Origin of the sequence: Marinobacter sp. ATCH36 (assembly GCF_023555055.1) — a bacterium.
Taxonomy (GTDB): Bacteria; Pseudomonadota; Gammaproteobacteria; order Pseudomonadales; family Oleiphilaceae; genus Marinobacter.
Map to the genome: position 1 here is coordinate 56814 of NZ_JAMJPL010000001.1, position 16451 is coordinate 73264.

The 16451-nt window shown below is 58.5% G+C and carries 15 protein-coding genes; 6 read left to right on the top strand and 9 right to left on the bottom strand.

The features are described from left to right. Nucleotides 1-12: 12 nt before the first annotated feature. The 8 genes from M8010_RS00270 to M8010_RS00305 form a co-directional block, all read right to left on the bottom strand. On the bottom strand, nt 13-822 hold the full coding sequence (locus tag M8010_RS00270) for an alpha/beta fold hydrolase (protein ID WP_250086675.1): 810 nt from the start codon (nt 820-822) through the stop codon (nt 13-15). A gap of 4 nt (nt 823-826) precedes the next feature. Next, on the bottom strand, nt 827-1243 hold the full coding sequence (locus M8010_RS00275) for a PaaI family thioesterase (protein WP_250086677.1): 417 nt from the start codon (nt 1241-1243) through the stop codon (nt 827-829). Next, nucleotides 1240-2889: an AMP-binding protein gene (locus tag M8010_RS00280; protein ID WP_250086678.1), complete on the bottom strand. Its 1650-nt coding sequence runs from the start codon at nt 2887-2889 to the stop codon at nt 1240-1242. Before M8010_RS00280 ends, M8010_RS00275 begins: the two co-directional genes overlap by 4 nt. A gap of 157 nt (nt 2890-3046) precedes the next feature. Further along, entirely contained in the window at nt 3047-3940 is an 894-nt protein-coding gene (mmsB, locus tag M8010_RS00285) for a 3-hydroxyisobutyrate dehydrogenase (protein ID WP_250086680.1), read from the bottom strand. A gap of 23 nt (nt 3941-3963) precedes the next feature. After that, complete coding sequence (locus M8010_RS00290) at nt 3964-5049, bottom strand: enoyl-CoA hydratase/isomerase family protein (protein ID WP_250086682.1); 1086 nt, start codon at nt 5047-5049, stop codon at nt 3964-3966. A gap of 27 nt (nt 5050-5076) precedes the next feature. Then, nucleotides 5077-5856 carry an enoyl-CoA hydratase gene (locus M8010_RS00295; protein ID WP_250086684.1) on the bottom strand — a complete coding sequence of 260 codons (780 nt, stop codon included), beginning with the start codon at nt 5854-5856 and terminating at the stop codon, nt 5077-5079. A gap of 14 nt (nt 5857-5870) precedes the next feature. Beyond that, complete coding sequence (locus M8010_RS00300) at nt 5871-7037, bottom strand: acyl-CoA dehydrogenase family protein (protein ID WP_250086686.1); 1167 nt, start codon at nt 7035-7037, stop codon at nt 5871-5873. A gap of 9 nt (nt 7038-7046) precedes the next feature. Next, nucleotides 7047-8537 carry a CoA-acylating methylmalonate-semialdehyde dehydrogenase gene (locus M8010_RS00305; protein ID WP_250086687.1) on the bottom strand — a complete coding sequence of 497 codons (1491 nt, stop codon included), beginning with the start codon at nt 8535-8537 and terminating at the stop codon, nt 7047-7049. A 149-nt stretch (nt 8538-8686) separates the two neighbouring features. On the opposite strand from M8010_RS00305, the gene M8010_RS00310 reads away from it, so the two are divergent. From M8010_RS00310 to M8010_RS00325, 4 genes are all read left to right on the top strand, one after another. Next, entirely contained in the window at nt 8687-9562 is an 876-nt protein-coding gene (locus M8010_RS00310) for an AraC family transcriptional regulator (protein WP_250086690.1), read from the top strand. A 169-nt stretch (nt 9563-9731) separates the two neighbouring features. Next, the gene (locus M8010_RS00315) at nt 9732-10919 is read left to right on the top strand and encodes a GGDEF domain-containing protein (RefSeq protein ID WP_250086691.1); all 1188 of its coding nucleotides are present in this window, start codon (nt 9732-9734) and stop codon (nt 10917-10919) included. Nucleotides 10920-10954: 35 nt separating this feature from the next. After that, complete coding sequence (locus M8010_RS00320) at nt 10955-11149, top strand: hypothetical protein (protein ID WP_250086693.1); 195 nt, start codon at nt 10955-10957, stop codon at nt 11147-11149. Then, nucleotides 11146-11775 carry a metallophosphatase domain-containing protein gene (locus M8010_RS00325; RefSeq protein WP_250086695.1) on the top strand — a complete coding sequence of 210 codons (630 nt, stop codon included), beginning with the start codon at nt 11146-11148 and terminating at the stop codon, nt 11773-11775. The genes M8010_RS00320 and M8010_RS00325 overlap by 4 nt, the downstream gene beginning before the upstream one ends. Before the next feature lie 10 nt (nt 11776-11785). Here M8010_RS00325 and M8010_RS00330 read toward each other — a convergent pair whose 3' ends face one another. Next, nucleotides 11786-12298, bottom strand: a complete 513-nt coding sequence (locus M8010_RS00330) for a glutathione peroxidase (RefSeq protein ID WP_250090067.1) — start codon at nt 12296-12298, stop codon at nt 11786-11788. A gap of 114 nt (nt 12299-12412) precedes the next feature. On the opposite strand from M8010_RS00330, the gene M8010_RS00335 reads away from it, so the two are divergent. Together M8010_RS00335 and M8010_RS00340 are read left to right on the top strand one after the other, a co-directional pair. Then, nucleotides 12413-14119 carry a VRR-NUC domain-containing protein gene (locus M8010_RS00335; RefSeq protein ID WP_250086696.1) on the top strand — a complete coding sequence of 569 codons (1707 nt, stop codon included), beginning with the start codon at nt 12413-12415 and terminating at the stop codon, nt 14117-14119. Then, nucleotides 14116-16395 carry an ATP-dependent DNA helicase gene (locus tag M8010_RS00340; RefSeq protein ID WP_250086698.1) on the top strand — a complete coding sequence of 760 codons (2280 nt, stop codon included), beginning with the start codon at nt 14116-14118 and terminating at the stop codon, nt 16393-16395. The genes M8010_RS00335 and M8010_RS00340 overlap by 4 nt, the downstream gene beginning before the upstream one ends. Nucleotides 16396-16451 lie beyond the last annotated feature (56 nt).

The window sequence follows — 16451 nt, forward strand, 5'->3', positions numbered from 1 at the left end:
TCTACGTAAACGTCAACCTAAATTCACACTTTTTTGATCGATCTCCATTCGCAAAAAATCACCCATCAACTCCAGCACCCGGTCGGGCTGCTGCAAATGCGGCGCATGGCCGGTTTCGGGCATAAAAACGGGAATCGCGTTGCTGCCAATACCCTCCACAATACGGGTCACCTGTTCCGGAACGCCGTATTCGTCGTCTTCCCCCTGAATTATCATAGCCGGGCATTGGATGGCGTCCAGCCAGGACGCGAAATTCAGCGACCGCTGAAAGCCCTCATCCAGCCATACCCCCTGCCAGGCATTGAATAGCACGTCAGTGCGCTCGCCATGATGTCGTATCAGTTTTTCGCGAATACCCTGTTCTGTATAGCGCCGCCCCATGTCCCGGATGCCGGCCAGGGTCAGGTGATCAGCCCAGGTATGAGCGGCCATGGTAATCAGTCCTTTTACACGCTTCTCCAGGACTGCAGCTGTGATCAGGGCAATGGAACCGCCGTCGCTGTGGCCGACCAGTATGACGTCGTCGATCTCCAGCGCGTCCAACAGCCGGGGCAGCCACGTTCGGCCCTCCTGTTCCAGGTAGTCGTAGGGCCGCGGCAGAGGCTCATCACTGGACGCGCCATAACCCCGACGCTCATAAACCAGCACGTCCAGGCCTGTGGCTTCAGCCAATCGGCGGGGAAACTGTTTCCAGAGCGCTATATTGCCCAGTGATTCATGCAGGAAAACCAGCACCGGCCCACCATCATCGAGGTGGCGTAGTTGCTGCGCCTGAATTGTGACCCCATCCCCCAACGGCACAGCAAGGTCACTTACATGCATACCATCACCGCTTCGCCGGAATGGCATAGGTAATGGTGGCATGGGCAACCGGGTCTTCCAGGCCATCTGAATAGATATGAACCTCGCCCACGGCGCTGGCCTTGCCAATTCTCAGCATCCTGGCCTGCGCCCGAATAGGGCTGTGGGACACCGGCTTACGGAGGAAGTTGATGTTCAGGTTGCTGGTCACGGCCAATGGTACCAGGCCAATTTTGCCCAGCAGCGCAGCGTAAAGAGCCACATCCGCCAGGCCCATCATCGCGGGGCCGGCAACCGTGCCACCGGGGCGCAGATGCTCTTCGTCAACATCCAGCTTCATTTCGGCCCAACCGTCGCCCAGCTTCTCCAGGGTGCCGTAGCGGTCACCCTGGGGAAACTGGTCAGCGAGGAAAGCCTGCAACTCTTCGAAGGTGACGATCATCCCTGTTTCTCTTCCTTCGCCTGGTTGCGCAACACAAAGCGCTGAATCTTTCCGCTCGGAGTTTTCGGTAGTTCATCCACGAATTCGATTTCACGCGGGTAGGCGTGGGCAGACAAACGATGGCGCACCAGTTCCTGCAGTTCGTCTTTCAGCGCGTCTTCACTCTCCGGCTCTTGGTCGCCCTTGATCACCACATAGGCCTTGATGATGGAGCCCCGCTTTTCGTCAGGCTTGGCCACCACTCCGGATTCAGCGACGGCTTTATGCTCCAGCAGGGTGCTTTCGACGTCAGCAGGGCCCACGCGATAGCCGGCGGTGGTAATGATGTCGTCGTCGCGGCCGCTGAAGGAAAAGCACCCATCGCCGTGATTCACCACCATATCACCAGTGAGGTAGTACCCGTTCACGAACGGATCTTTCTCGCCCCAGGTGTAGCCATCAAAGTGGAACAGGGGGGACGCCTTCACATCCACCGCCAGCTGGCCTATTTCGCCCTCGCCCACCAACTCATTCTTTTCGTTCAGGGCAACCACCTTGTGGCCGGGAGAGGAATAGCCCATGGAACCCTGGCGTACCGGGTGCTCAAGGCCATGAAAGTTACAGCAGGTCATGCCGGTTTCTGTCTGGCCGTAGTGGTCCTTTACCGGGCAGTAATGGCGCTTTTCGATCCAGCTCACGACCTCCGGATTCAGTGGTTCGCCGGCGCTACTGGCAACCCGCAAACCGAGGTTTTCGCCTTCCGGCAGCACATGGTCATTTGCCTTTAACAGGCGATAAGCCGTGGGAGCTGCCGCCAGATTGGTGATCTTGTACTTGCGGATCATGTCGTAGGTGGTTTCCGGGGTAAATGCACCCGGATTGAAGTGGGTCGCATGCCCCATCAGCAACGGGCCAACCACGGCATAGTAGAGCCCATAAGCCCAGCCAGGATCAGCCACGTTCCAGAATACATCATCGTCCCGCAGGTCGATGGCGTATTTCATGTAGACATAGAATGCCAGCAGAGCCTTGGTTGGCACCGCAACCCCTTTGGACTTGCCCACAGTGCCGGAGGTAAACATCTGCAGGAACGGGTCGCTGCCTTTTATCAACACCGGCTCGAACTCGCCTGACTGGCCCGCCAGGGTCTTGTCGAAGTCCGGTATGTCGCCACTCACTTCGGCGGCGTTCACACACACAACCGGTGCACAGTCCTTCACCTCGATGAGCTTGGGATAGTTGACCGGGTCCGTGACCACCAGCTTGGTATCTGCGCGTTCAAAGCGGTATTCAATGGCGCCAGGGCCAAAGGCTGTAAACAAAGGTTGGTAGACAGCGCCCGCCCTCAGAGTGCCGGCGATAACGATAAGCAGCTCTGGGCTGCGTGGCAGCAGGGCGGCAACCCGATCGCCTTTTCCAATGCCCCGGGATATCAGGTAGTTCGCAAAGCGCGCAGATTTATCTTTCAGCTCGGCAAAGGTCAGCTTGCCAGAGCCACCTTCCGCTTTCTCGTAATACAGGGCGACCCGCTCAGGATCGTCCGCCCACTTGTCACAGATCTCCGTGCAGACGTTCAGGCCCGCATCCAGGCTACCGTCCAGGACCTCGGCTTCGAGGCTGGCAGGATCGAAATTGTCATAGACTGTTTGGTATTCCGGGAGGCTCATAGTCCAGTCCTTTTATTGTTGTGGACGAATTCTGTTCTCAATGTTTAGCACAGGCTGTAGTTTACGTAAAGGTAAACTTTAAGCTAAAAATAAACGCCTTCAGAAGCCATCGGCATGGTGGAAAACCCCGCCAAAGAGCCCGGAAGGCGCCGCCTGCTCAGCTTTGCCCGCGGTAATAGAATTTCTGGATACTGGAGAAGTCCAACCCGCCGTTGCCCTCGCTGGCATGCAGCTCGAACAGGTTGCGAGCCAGTGACCCCATGGGAATGGGCGCGTGATTCTTGACAGCATTGTCGAAGGCCAGCCCCAGATCCTTGTTCATCAGGTCGACCAGGAAGCCACCCTCATAGTTGCGTGATGCCGGCACACCATCCATCACCCCCGGCCAGGGGTTGTAGACATTCAGTGCCCAGTTGCCGCCAGAGCTCTGCTTCATGATTTCCGAAAGTACGGCAGGGTCCAGACCGTTTTTTACGCCCAGGGCCAGAGCCTCGCTGGTGCCACTCATCAGGATGGCCAGCAGCATGTTGTTGCAGATTTTGGCAATCTGCCCGGCGCCATGGGGACCGGCATGGAAAATGTTCTTGGCCATGCCATCGAGAATGGGTTTGGCACGCTCGAAAGCGTCCGCTTCGCCACCACAGATGAAGGTCAATGTGCCGGCTTTGGCGCCACCTACACCGCCGGAGACCGGCGCATCCATAAAGGAAATGCCGGCTGCGACGGCGGCTTCCGCTACCCCTTTGGCTGTTTCCGGAGCAATAGTCGAGGAATCGATTACCAGAGTGCTGGATGGCAGGATTTTCAGCAGACCATTATCACCCAGGTAAACCGACTCCACATGCGGGCCCGCAGGCAACATGGAAATCACCACCTCCGCACCTTCGACGGATTCCTGAATCGTCGCCGCGGATTTTGCGCCTTCGTTGGTAAGCGCCTTGACGGCCTCGGAAGACAGGTCAAACACTGTCAGATTGTGGCCTGCCTTGATGAGATTGGTGGCCATGGGGCCACCCATGTTGCCAAGACCGATAAACGTGATAGTCGCCATATTATTGTTCTCCGTTTTTTTGATCAGGTTTGTATAAAGAACCGCTCGATCCATTCCGGGTCGACGCTGTCCAGGGTCGGGAAATGCCAGCGTGGCTTCAGATCCTTATCGATAAGCAGAGCCCGGACACCTTCAGCAAATTCGCCCATTCTCAGGCTGCGTTTTGATAGTTGCAGCTCCTTGTCCAAAACCTGGGACAGGCTGTCGTGCAGGGTGTCGTGAAAGTGTCGCCAATGCACCGTCAGCGCCACCGGTGAAGCCGCCGCAACGGTTTTGACGGCTTTCATCAGCCAGGGGTCTTCACCGGCGTACTGCCCCAGGTTATCCACCACGTCCATCAGCGAGTCGCCGTCGGTGAGGGCCTGTATCACGTCAAAATGCTCACGCACCACGGCCTGGGGCATTGCCTCACGAGAGCCTGCCTCGAACCGCCGCAATACTTTGCTCACGGCAGCATGGGCTTCGTCACCAAAACCGGACTGCCGCAAGGCCTGCTTCACTTCATTACGCATATCGTGCCGAATGAACCGGTCTGCCAGCCCGGTGAAAATGGCATCCGCAGCGTTCATGCGTGCGCCGGTCAACCCGAGGAACAGTCCGGTGCGCCCCGGCATTTTGTTCAGGAACCAGCCCGCGCCCACATCCGGATACAGGCCTATGCTCACCTCCGGCATTGCCACGCGGGTATGCTCTGTTACCACCCGGTGAGAACCACCTGACATGAGACCCAGGCCGCCACCCATCACAAGACCGTTACCCCAGACAACGAATGGCTTGGGGTAGGTGTGTATCTGGTAATCCAGCTCGTACTCGTCGGTGAAGAAGGCATCTCCTTCACTTGCAGTACGGCTGTCGGAGCGGGGTTCGGTCATATCCCGATACAACGCCACAATGTCACCACCTGCGCACAGGGCCTTATCACCCTCGCCTTCCAACCACACTGCACCAATAGCGTCATCTGCTGCCCACTGGTCGAGTCTGGGCTTTATAAGGTGGATCATTTCCAGCGACAGGGCATTCATGGAACGAGGCGTATTCAGCCGTACAACACCGATGCGCTTACCGCCAGCGGCTTCCAGTTCTTCAAAAATCACTGCTTGGTTGCTCATACCATTAACTCAGTCATCCGGCCCGTTTTATCGGTTCTTCCATTCAGGCGTACGCTTCTCAAGAAACGCATTCACCCCTTCACGCTGATCTTCTGTTCTGAACAGGTCGACAAACAGTTCCCGTTCCATCCGCCAGCCGTCATCGTGGCTGCGGCCATCGCGGGCGCTCATCACCAGGGTTTTGCAACGGGCAACGGAAGACGGGCTCTGTTTGCCGGCCATCTCCGCCAGCTCCAGGGCTTTGTCCAGGGCCGCGCCCGCAGGCACCACCTCTTCCACCAGCCCTATGCTCAGCGCCTTGTCCGCCTTGATGCGCTCGCCACAGAGAATTATGCGCTTGGCCCAGCCTTCACCCACCAGCCAGGGCAGGTTCTGGGTTCCGCCGGCGCAGGGCAAAAGCCCTACGGTTGCCTCCGGCAGTGCCATCTGAGCGTGCTCCTCAGCGATGCGAATATCGCAGGCCATGGCGCATTCCAGGCCACCGCCCATGGCATAACCGTTTACAGCAGCGATGGACACACCACGGAAGCGGCTCAGGGCACTGAATGCCCGGCCGAAGGCCTTCCCCATTAATTCGGCGTTGGCGATATCGCCGTCGGCAAAACTTTTAAGGTCGGCACCGGCTGAGAAAAACTTCTCGCCCTGGCCGGTTACCACCAACGCAAAGATATTGCGGTCCTCGTTCAGCGCCTCGATGGTTTCCTCCAGCGCCTTCAGGGATGCCAGCGTCCAGGTATTCGCCGGTGGATTATTGATGGTGATGATTGCGGTATGACCGCGCTTTTCCAGCTGAATCAGATCACTCATGGGGTTTTTCCTTGTTATTGAATAGCTTCGGCGACACCCGGCTCCAGAAGCCTGCGGGCCACGATGAGCCGCATGATTTCGTTGGTGCCTTCCAAAATCTGGTGTACCCGAAGATCACGCACATAGCGTTCCAGCGGGTATTCGCGGATATAGCCGTAACCACCGTGGAGTTGCAGCGCCTCGTTGCAAACGTCAAAGCAGGCATCGGTGGCAAAGCGCTTGGCCATGGCACATTGGAGCGTGGCTTCGCCATCACCCTGATCCACTCGGTAGGCGGCCAGGCGAACCATCTGCCGGGCAGCCACCAGTTTGGTGGCCATATCCGCAAGCTTGAACTGCAGGGCCTGAAAGCTGCCCAGAGACTGACCGAACTGCTCGCGCTCATGCATGTAATTGCGAGCCCTGAGCAGTGCAGCCTGGGCACCGCCGATAGAACAGGTGGCGATATTCAGGCGGCCACCGTCGAGGCCTTTCATGGCAATCTTGAAGCCCTCGCCCTCTTCACCCAGACGGTTATTGGCCGGCACACGGACATTTTCGAAGGTGATCTGGCGGGTGGGCTGGCTGTTCCAGCCCATCTTTTCTTCGGCCTTGCCATAGTGGATGCCATCGCTGTCAGCCGGCACCACAAAGGCACTGATGCCTTTAGCTCCACTGTCCGGCTCACCGGTACGAGCCATGACCACCAGCATCTGCGTGGCGCCCGCGCCGGAGATAAACACCTTGCTGCCGTTGAGCAGATAGCTGTCGCCGTCACGGGACGCCTTGGTTCGCAGGCTGCCGGCATCAGAGCCAGCACCCGGTTCGGTAAGGCAGTAGGAACCCAGCCATTCGCCACTGGCCATCTTCGGGGCAATCTGTTGCTGGATGTCGGCATTGCCGAATTTCGCCACCATCCAGGTTGCCATGTTATGGATGGTGATGTAGGCGGCTGTGGAAGGGCAGGCAGCCGCCAGCTCCTCCACGATCACGCTGGTATCCAGCCGCGACAACCCCATACCACCCTGGGCCTCCGGGGTATAGATTCCGCAAAAGCCCATGTCACCAGCTTCGCGGATCACTTCCACCGGAAACACATGCTCGGCGTCCCATTTCGCAGCGTGGGGCGCCATGGCCTTTTCCGCGAACGCCCTGGCGGCCTCGCGGAAGGCCAGTTGATCTTCCGTCAGATCAAAGTTCATGGGTTCTCCTTACCGCATGCGGATGGAGAAGTTGGTTTCCGCAACCGCATCGCTGCTGAACCATCGCGCAGTGATGGTCTTGGTTTCGGTATAGAACTTCACCGCTTGCTTGCCGTAGGCATGCTGGTCACCGTAGAAGGAGCCCTTCCAGCCGGTGAAGGAGAAGAATGGCAGGGGTACCGGAATGGGTACGTTAATACCTACCTGTCCCACGTCAATTTCATGCTGGTAGCGGCGAGCTGCCCCACCGGAGTTGGTAAAGATGGACGTGCCGTTACCGTAGGGGCTGTCGTTCACCAGGGCGATAGCGTCAGCCAGCGTATCCACTTCCATGCAGGCAAGCACCGGGCCAAAGATTTCTTCCTTGTAGATATCCATGTCCGTCTTGACGCCAGAGAACAGTGTGGGGCCAACCCAGTTGCCATTCGGCAGACCGTCAACAGTGCAGTTGCGTCCGTCCAGTAGCAGGTTGGCACCTTCCTCTTCACCGCGGGTGATCAGCGATTCTACCCGCTCCTTCGCTTTCTGGCTGATGATCGGGCCAAAGCTGGCCGACTTGTCGTTCCAGGCGCCCGGCTTGGCCGTGGCCAGTGCTTCCTTCACTTCCGGAATCCACTTCTGGGCCTCGCCCACGAAAACCGCCACGGAAATAGCCATGCAACGCTGTCCGGCGGCGCCCACAGACGCACCTACCAGTGCCCTGACCACCTGATCCTTGTCTGCGTCGGGCAGCACGACCATGTGGTTCTTGGCACCGGCAAAGCTCTGTACACGCTTCATGTTGCGGGTGCCGGTTTCGTAGATGTAGCGGCCTACCGGCACGGAACCGACAAAAGACACTGCCTTGATGGCGGGATCGGTCAGCAGCACGTCCACCTGTTCCTTGGCACCGTGGACAACCTGCAACACACCCTTGGGTGCACCGGCCTGCTCGAACAACTCGGCCAGTTTCATCGGAGTCAGCGGATCCTGCTCGGACGGCTTTAGGATAAAGGTGTTACCGCAGGCGATGGCCATGGGGAACATCCACAGCGGGATCATGGCCGGAAAGTTGAACGGGGTGATACCGGCACAGACGCCCAGGGGCTGGGTGTAGGAATAGGTATCGACTTCACGAGCCACGTTCTCAACGGTTTCACCCATCATCAGGGACGGGATGTTCGCTGCATGCTCCACAACCTCGATACCGCGCCAGACATCGCCCTTGGCATCTTCAAAGGTCTTGCCGGTTTCACTGGAAAGGATCTCGGCAATTTCGTCATGGTGTTCTTTCAGCAGAGCCTGGTAGCGCATCATAACCCTGGCACGCTCGGAAACCGGGGTTTCCTTCCAGGCCTTGAACACCTCACCGGCATTGTCGATGGCGCGACGCATTTCAGCGTCCGTGGTGCACGGGGCCCGCGCAATCACTTCGTTGGTGGCTGGATCGGTAACATCAATCCACTGGTCAGTCTGGCTTTCTACGAATTCACCAGCGATATAAAGGGGTACGTTTTTCATAGCAATGTTCCCTGTCATTGTTTTAGGTATTGGGGTCGATGCCCTCAGGTTGTCATCAAGCCTAGCACAGCCATCTGCCGCATCATGATTGACTAAGTTTCGACCATGATGGATTATCTTTCGTTACATGAACAATGCAGCTATCGATTATGACCAGAACTTCCCAGTGGCCGGTACCACCTGACAGCATCCGTTACGTGATCCCTGACCCGGTAATACGAAGCCTGTCGCGGCACCCCCTGACCCGAGACCTCTACCCGCTGGCTTTTGGCCACTACCGCCGCGCCGCAGGCCACCATATGCACCGGGAACACCATAATGACGATCTTTTGATCCACTGCACCGAGGGAGAAGCCTACCTCAGTGTCGAAGACGAACCCTGCGTGGTCCGGGCCGGCGACCTGGCGCTGATCCCCGCCGGGGCTGCCCACCGGTACACCGCCTCGCCGGAGAACCCATGGACAATCCATTGGGTGCACTATGCCGGCCCACTGGCGGAAAACTTCCGCGAGCACATGGGGTTTACCGATGACATCCGCATTCAGCACATCGGGCGGCAGCCCAGATTGCTGGTGGATTTCAACGGCCTGCTCTCGGTACGGCAGACCGGATTCCGTACCCCTGGCCTGGTGCACGTGGCCAACCGATTGCGGCAGTTACTGGCGGCGGTCCCACTGAGCGTGGTCGAAGCCGGTGAAGCTCAGCAACCGGACCTGGACATCATCCACAGCTTCATGCGGGAACATCTGGACGAGCGCATTTCCCTTGCCCAACTGGCAGACCTGACTGGCCTCTCCCCCGCCCATTTTGCCACCCGCTACCGGGCCCTGACCGGGGTATCGCCCATTCAGCATTTTCTGCACCTGAAAGTGGAGCAGGCATGTCAGTTGCTGGACACTACCGACAACTCGTTTACCCGGATCAGCAACATGCTGGGCTACGACGACAATTATTATTTCTCTCGGCTGTTCAAAAAAGTCATGGGTCAGTCTCCCACCGACTACCGACACACGCATCGCCATTAATGACTCATGATATTCTTTTAACGAAAACAACTTACGGTTGAAAAACTGATTCAAACCCGAAGCTAATACCTACTCATGCACCACTGAAGAATTGATACAGAATGTTCACTGAGTGTAACCGGTACAAGCGCTAGAATATTGGCGAGAAAGCCTATCTTCACGGAAGACCATGGAATTCGAAGTACACCTGCCGACACTGCTGCTATTGTCTGTCGCGATCAATCTCATGATCGGTGCATTGTTGTGGGCGATTTTCCGGTTGCGTTCCCGCCAGGATTGTTTCCGGCTTTGGGCGCTGGCCTGCGGGGCATTCGCTGCGGGTAGCCTGTTAGCTGGAGCAAGAGCGTTTCTCGATTCTCAGTGGATCACTGTTTTCCTGGCACATGGCTTCCTTGGCCTGTCGCCATTGCTGGTTCTGGCAGGCCTCCAACGTTTTTCGGGCCAGGCGCCAGGAAACTCCCGACGATTCCGTTACGCCCTGCGGGCGTCCGCAGTCGGTTATTGCCTGATCCTGCTGTTCACATTCCATGACACCCCCCTGAATGCCCGCTTTCTGACAGCCCTGTATTCCGCAGCCATATTCAGTTTTGCGGTTTATCACCTGTCGAGGCTGGACAGCACGCCTTCCCTGCCCCGCAGGATTCTGCAGGTGCTGTTCACCGCCCATGGTGTGCTGATGATGATCCAGGCCCTGGTTATCTGCGCAGGTTGGATCGGCATAAACCAGCACGAAACCGGTTTCGTTCTACGAATAATCCTTATCAACCACATTCTGCTGGCCACCGCTACCGTACTCGCCTTACCGCTACTGGCATTTACCCAATCTGAACAGCGACTGCGAATCATGGCGGAACGGGATGGCCTCACAGGACTCTACAACCGGCGTTCACTGTTCCGGGACGGCATCCAAGCCTTTAAAAAAGCAGAACAGAAACAAGTGCCGCTGGCGGTTCTGATGATGGACCTGGATTACTTCAAGCAAATCAATGACCGATGGGGACATGCCACGGGTGACGCCGCTTTATGCCTTGTCGCCCGGATTCTGAAACAGGAATTGCGGGATGACGACATTGTCGGTCGGATCGGTGGCGAGGAGTTTGCGATCATTCTGAACATTACCGCCGAGGATGATATTCGCCTGATAACCCGCCGGCTACTCGACGCCATCGTCACCAATGGCGAGGAAATGCAGGGTTTACCGGTGTCACTCTCCGCCAGTATTGGCGGCGTTGAGAAAGCGGACCGACATAAAACCTTTGCCGACATGATGAACGAAGCGGACTCCGCGCTATACAATGCCAAAAACAAAGGCCGCAACCGGGCAGAATTCCAACAGCTGACACCGGAGATTCCCTGACACGGCCCGATAATAATAACCACCAGGAGGCCCTTGTGACCCGCCCGTCCGTTTACACCGAGATCAATTCCGCCATTCATCAGTGGGACAGGGAATTGGCCGAGGCATTGGCTGCGGAAGGCGCCGGAGGCTATCCTGTGGTCTTCGAAGAAGCGATTGAGGGTGCCGGCCGGTTTGCCGGTGGCGCCGGACGTCACGGAGCTTTCAACAAACCCAGTGAGACATCATGAGACTGGTCTGTATATCGGATACTCACAGCATGCACCGCCAGATAACGGTGCCGGATGGCGACATCCTGATCCACGCCGGTGACTGCCTGGGGGTGGGCACCCTCGAAGAGCTGGAAGACCTGGACAACTGGTTTTCCGAACAGCCGCACCGCTATAAGATCCTGATTGCCGGCAACCACGACTGGTGCCTGCAGGATGAGCCGGCAGACGCCGAGGCACTGATCAGGAATGCCATTTACCTGCGGGATAGTGGAACCGAGATCGAGGGCCTGAGGTTCTGGGGCAGCCCCTGGACACCAGTGTTCTTCGACTGGGCCTTCAACCTTGCGCGCGGCCCGGCGATTGCCGAGCGCTGGGCACAAATCCCCGCCGATACTGACGTTCTGGTGACTCACGGGCCACCGGCAGGCATTCTCGACCAGGTGATCACGGATACCCACTCCCTGTCCGTCGGCTGCGACGACCTGACCCACGAACTGGAACGTTTACAGTTAAAGATGCACGTATTCGGACATATTCACGAGAGCCATGGCAAGCAAAGCCTGGATGACCGCCTCTTCGTCAACGCCAGCACCTGCAACGGAAGTTTCAAACCGCTGAATCCGCCAATTGTTGTGGACCTTTGAGTCCGCGGTTTCAGCGGTCAGCAACCACCCGCTCAACCGCACTGCGGAGCTCGGATGCATCCGGTTTTACACGGCTGGGAAAAGCCTCGACAACTTCACCCCGGGCATTCAACACATACTTGTGAAAGTTCCAGTTTGGCTGACTGCTCTGGCTGTTGATCGCCTTAAACACAGGGTTGGCGTCGTTTCCAGTCACCGCTGTCGGGGCGATCATGGTGAAGGTTACGCCAAAGTTCTTGAAGCAAACGTTGGCCGCCTCCTCCTCGGTTGCTGCCTCCTGACGAAAATCATCGCTGGCAAAGCCAACCACCACCAGGCCCTTGTCACTGTACTCCCGGTGCAGGGCCTCCAGGCCCTCAAACTGCCCGGTGTAACCACAGCGGCTGGCGGTGTTCACAACCAGCATGGGCTTTCCGGAAGCCACATCGCACAGATTGACGGAATCCGAAGAGTGCAGCTTGCGCAGGTCATGGTTGAGGAAGGCCGGACACTCCGCGGCCACCGCCGACGCCGGGGCCAGCATCGAAATCGGGGCAATCAGCGCAATGAGAGCAATAAGGACTCGCATATCGGATTCTCCATAGGGCATCATCAGTGATCATTCTATGCTTACGCTCTGGCCAGCAAAACAGTTTCTATGACGCCCGCATCAACCAGACATTCCTCCGTTCCCGGCACTGCCGACCTGGACAATCCGCTGTACTATCTCGAAAACTTCGAGACGGTAGTGCGCTGGGTTCGTCAGCACCACAGCGATCTGCTGACCACCGAGGAAACCGGGCACATTGACAGCCTGCTGGCATTGCATCAGCCGGAGCGGGCCCTGCTGGCCCGGCTGGTGATGCGCTCTGGCGACCTGTTCCGGATGGAAAAACTCAACTATCCGGAGCTGGTCTTACCGGCGGCTGAGGTAGCGAAAAAGCTCTCGCGTAGCGGCTGGATTGAAGACAGTCCGGACGTGCCCCTGGCCGAACTCTTTCGCCTTTTTACCCTCGCCGAACTTCGCCCTGCCCTGGCTGAACAGATTTCTGCTGCCGGTTTGCCCGGCACGGCAGCCAAGGGGCTGTTGAAAGACACCCTGATTCCGCTTTATCCCGAACCCGCTCCCGTGAAGCAGTGGCTGCCGGACATCCCCACGCAAGTGATCCGCCTGAAGCATATGGCGCTTTTTGATCGCCTGAGGTTAATGTTCTTCGGCAACCTCCGACAAAGCTGGTCCGATTTCGTGCTGGTGGAGCTGGGGCACCAGCAATACGAACAGGTACCGCTTAACGCTGCATCCCGTGCCTTTGACGAGCGCGACGACGTTGACCGCTATCTCATCATGCACCGCTGCCGTGAACGCCTCGAGGAAAATGAGCCGCCGGAAGCAGTATGGCAGGACATTCCCCCGGCCAACGAGAACCCCTGGCTTGAGAGTCGGCGCGGCCGCCTGTTGTTCGAGCTGGGCAAACGGGCGGAGCGCGGCGGCAATACAGAGCTTGCCTTGGCCGCCTACCAACGCAGCGGCCACCGCGAAGCGCGCCTGCGGCAACTACGACTACTGGAACGGCTGAAGCGGCACCGCGAAGCCTGGTCGCTGGCCATTACCGCCGGCGCCAAAACCAGAACCGGTACGGAAGAAAGAGGGCTGGAGCGCATCCTGTCACGACTGGCGAAAAAACTGGGAGAAGCCCCGCCTCAGCCATCCGCACGCCCGGCGCTCACCGCTTTTACCATTGAGGTGGACAATCCGCAGGGTAACTCGGTGGAATGGGCGGCCCTGCAACACCTCACGGAACCTGAAGCCCCGGTTGCCTATGTGGAAAACACCCTGATCAACGGTCTGTTTGGACTGCTGTGCTGGCCTGCCCTGTTTGCCCCGGTGCCCGGTGCATTCTTCCATCCATTCCACACCGGTCCGGTGGACCTGTACCGGGAGGATTTCGTGGAACGCAGGCAAACACTGTTTGGCGACTGCCTGAGCGCCCTGGCCACCGACGACTACAAAGCGCGGATTCGCAATAACTGGCGTCGGAAACGGGGCATTGCCTCTCCGTTCGTGATCTGGCCCGTGCTTTCCGACGATCTCCTGGATCTGGCGCTGGAATCCATTCCCGCGCGTCACCTTGAGTTGATATTCCTGCGCCTGCTGGACAATCTGCGGGAACACCGAAGCGGTTTCCCCGACCTGATCCGCTTTCAACCTGATCATCCGGATCCGGACCGACGCTATGAAATGATCGAAATAAAAGGCCCCGGCGATCGCCTGCAGGACCATCAGACCCGTTGGCTGGAGTTCTGTGTCAGCCACGGCATCCCGGTATCCGTCTGCTACGTGCGTTGGGGCGGAGCTGCCGAATGAGTGAACTCAAGGTTGCGGTGCGAACCCTCTGCGAGTTTGCCGCCCGCAAAGGTGACCTGGATTTACGCTACACGCCGGCGCCGACGTCGGAAGAAGGCATCGCCGGCCACGGTGCTGTGCAGGCCCGACGCGGGCCAAGGTATCAGAGCGAAATTGCCCTGGCCGGCCAGTGCGGCAAGCTAATGGTCAGTGGCAGAGCCGATGGTTACGACCCGGTCGCCGGCAGGCTGGAAGAAATCAAGACCCACAGGGGCGACCTGTCACAGGTGCGGGAAGCCCAGCGCAACCTCCACAGGGCGCAGTTGCGGGTATACGGGGCGCTGTTGTGTCGTCAGGAGAAACTGAACACGCTCGACCTGGCGCTGATCTACTACGATGTCGGCAAGGACAAGGAGACTGCCATCACCGAAACCGCCAGCGCTGACGAACTCTGGCACGAACTTGAGCAGCTCTGTGCGATATACAGTGGCTGGGCGAAACAGGAGGCCACACACCGGCAAGACAGGGACCAGGCCCTGTCGCGGCTAACGTTTCCCTTCCCTGAATTCCGCCCCCGGCAACGCGCTCTGGCAGAGACCGTTTATAAAAACACCATTCGCAACCGAACACTGCTGCTGGAAGCGCCCACTGGCCTGGGCAAAACACTGGGCACTCTGTTCCCGGCCCTCATGGCCATGCCTGCGGCCGGACAGGACCGGCTGTTCTACCTGACCAGTCGCAACACCGCCCGGCAACTGGCAGTGGACGCCGTTCACCTGTTACGGGAGAAGCAACCCGGCGCCCTGCCACTGCGAACCCTGGAACTGGTAGCGAAGGACCATGCCTGCGAACACCCGGACAAAGCCTGCCACGGGGATGCATGCCCGTTGGCCAGGGGCTTTTTCGACCGCCTGCCGGAGGCCCGGGCAGACGCTGCAAACACCACCGGCGCGCTGACACAACCGGTGCTTGCCAGTATCGCCGGCCGGCATGGCATCTGCCCCTATTTCCTGGCCCAGGAAATGGCTCGCTGGAGCGACGTGGTGGTGGCTGATGTGAACCGGATGTTTGACCAGTCCGCCCTGCTCCATGCCCTGATCCGGCAGAACGACTGGAAAGCCAGCCTGCTGATCGACGAAGCCCACAACCTGGTGGACCGGGCTCGGGGCATGTACTCGGTCGAGTTAAGCCAGGCCCGTCTTCTGAGGGTTCGAAAGTCGGCACCTAAAGCGTTGAAATCCAGACTCGACGGAGTATCCCGGGCCTGGCAATCGCTGATCCGCGACCATGCCCCCGATATCAGCCGCGAACCGGTCATTCTGGACAACCTGCCCGGTTCACTGACCGGTGCTCTGAACCGCCTGGTCTCTGCCATTACCGATTACCTGGCCGACTACCCGCCAGATCTGGCCCTGCAGGAACTGATGTTCGAGAGCCTGGCTTTTACCAAGCTGGCGGACGTGTTTGGCGACCATTCCCTGTGCGAACTGGTCAGGCCTGGCCGCGGCAAGGCGCAGCTGGCCATCCGCAACCTGATTCCGGCGGATTTTCTCGGCCCGCGCTTCAACGCCGCTGACAGCACGCTGCTGTTTTCAGCCACGCTCTCACCTGGCATCTACTACCGAGACCTGCTGGGCATGCCCGAAGACACCTGTTTCCAGTCGCTGCCTGGTCCATTTTCGGCTGAACAGCTAAGCGTGCACTTCACCCCACAGATCAGCACCCGCCAGGCGGACCGCGAGCGCTCCCTGGCTCCCATTGCCGAAATCATCGCACGGCAGTACCGCGAACGGCCCGGCAACTACCTGGCTTTTTTCAGCAGTTTTGCCTACCTCAACCGCGTGCGGGATACCCTGGCCAGTCTGGCTCCGGATATTCCACTGCGCAGCCAGCAACCAGGCATGTCCGGCGAGGCACGCACAGCCTTTCTGGAAGACTTTCAGGAAGGCAATTCCGGCGTTGCCTTTGCCGTGCTCGGTGGCGTGTTCAGCGAAGGCATCGACCTGCCCGGCGACCGTCTGATCGGCGCCTTCGTAGCCACCCTCGGCCTGCCACCTTTCGACGCCTGGCATGAGATCCTGCGCCAGCGACTGGAACAGCGATTCGGCGCAGGCCAGGCCTACACCTATTTGATCCCCGGCCTACAGAAAGTGGCCCAGGCCGCTGGCAGGGTGATCCGCACACCAGAGGACCGTGGCGTAATCTGGCTGATCGACGACCGCTTTCTGAAGCCTGACATCCAACAGTTGTTTCCGCGATGGTGGATGGCGGACTGCAATACCGGGCACTCCCTATAGCGGCACGTACGCCGGTTTTTGTTATGCTGCGGGATAGTTCAAAACCGGAGCATTCA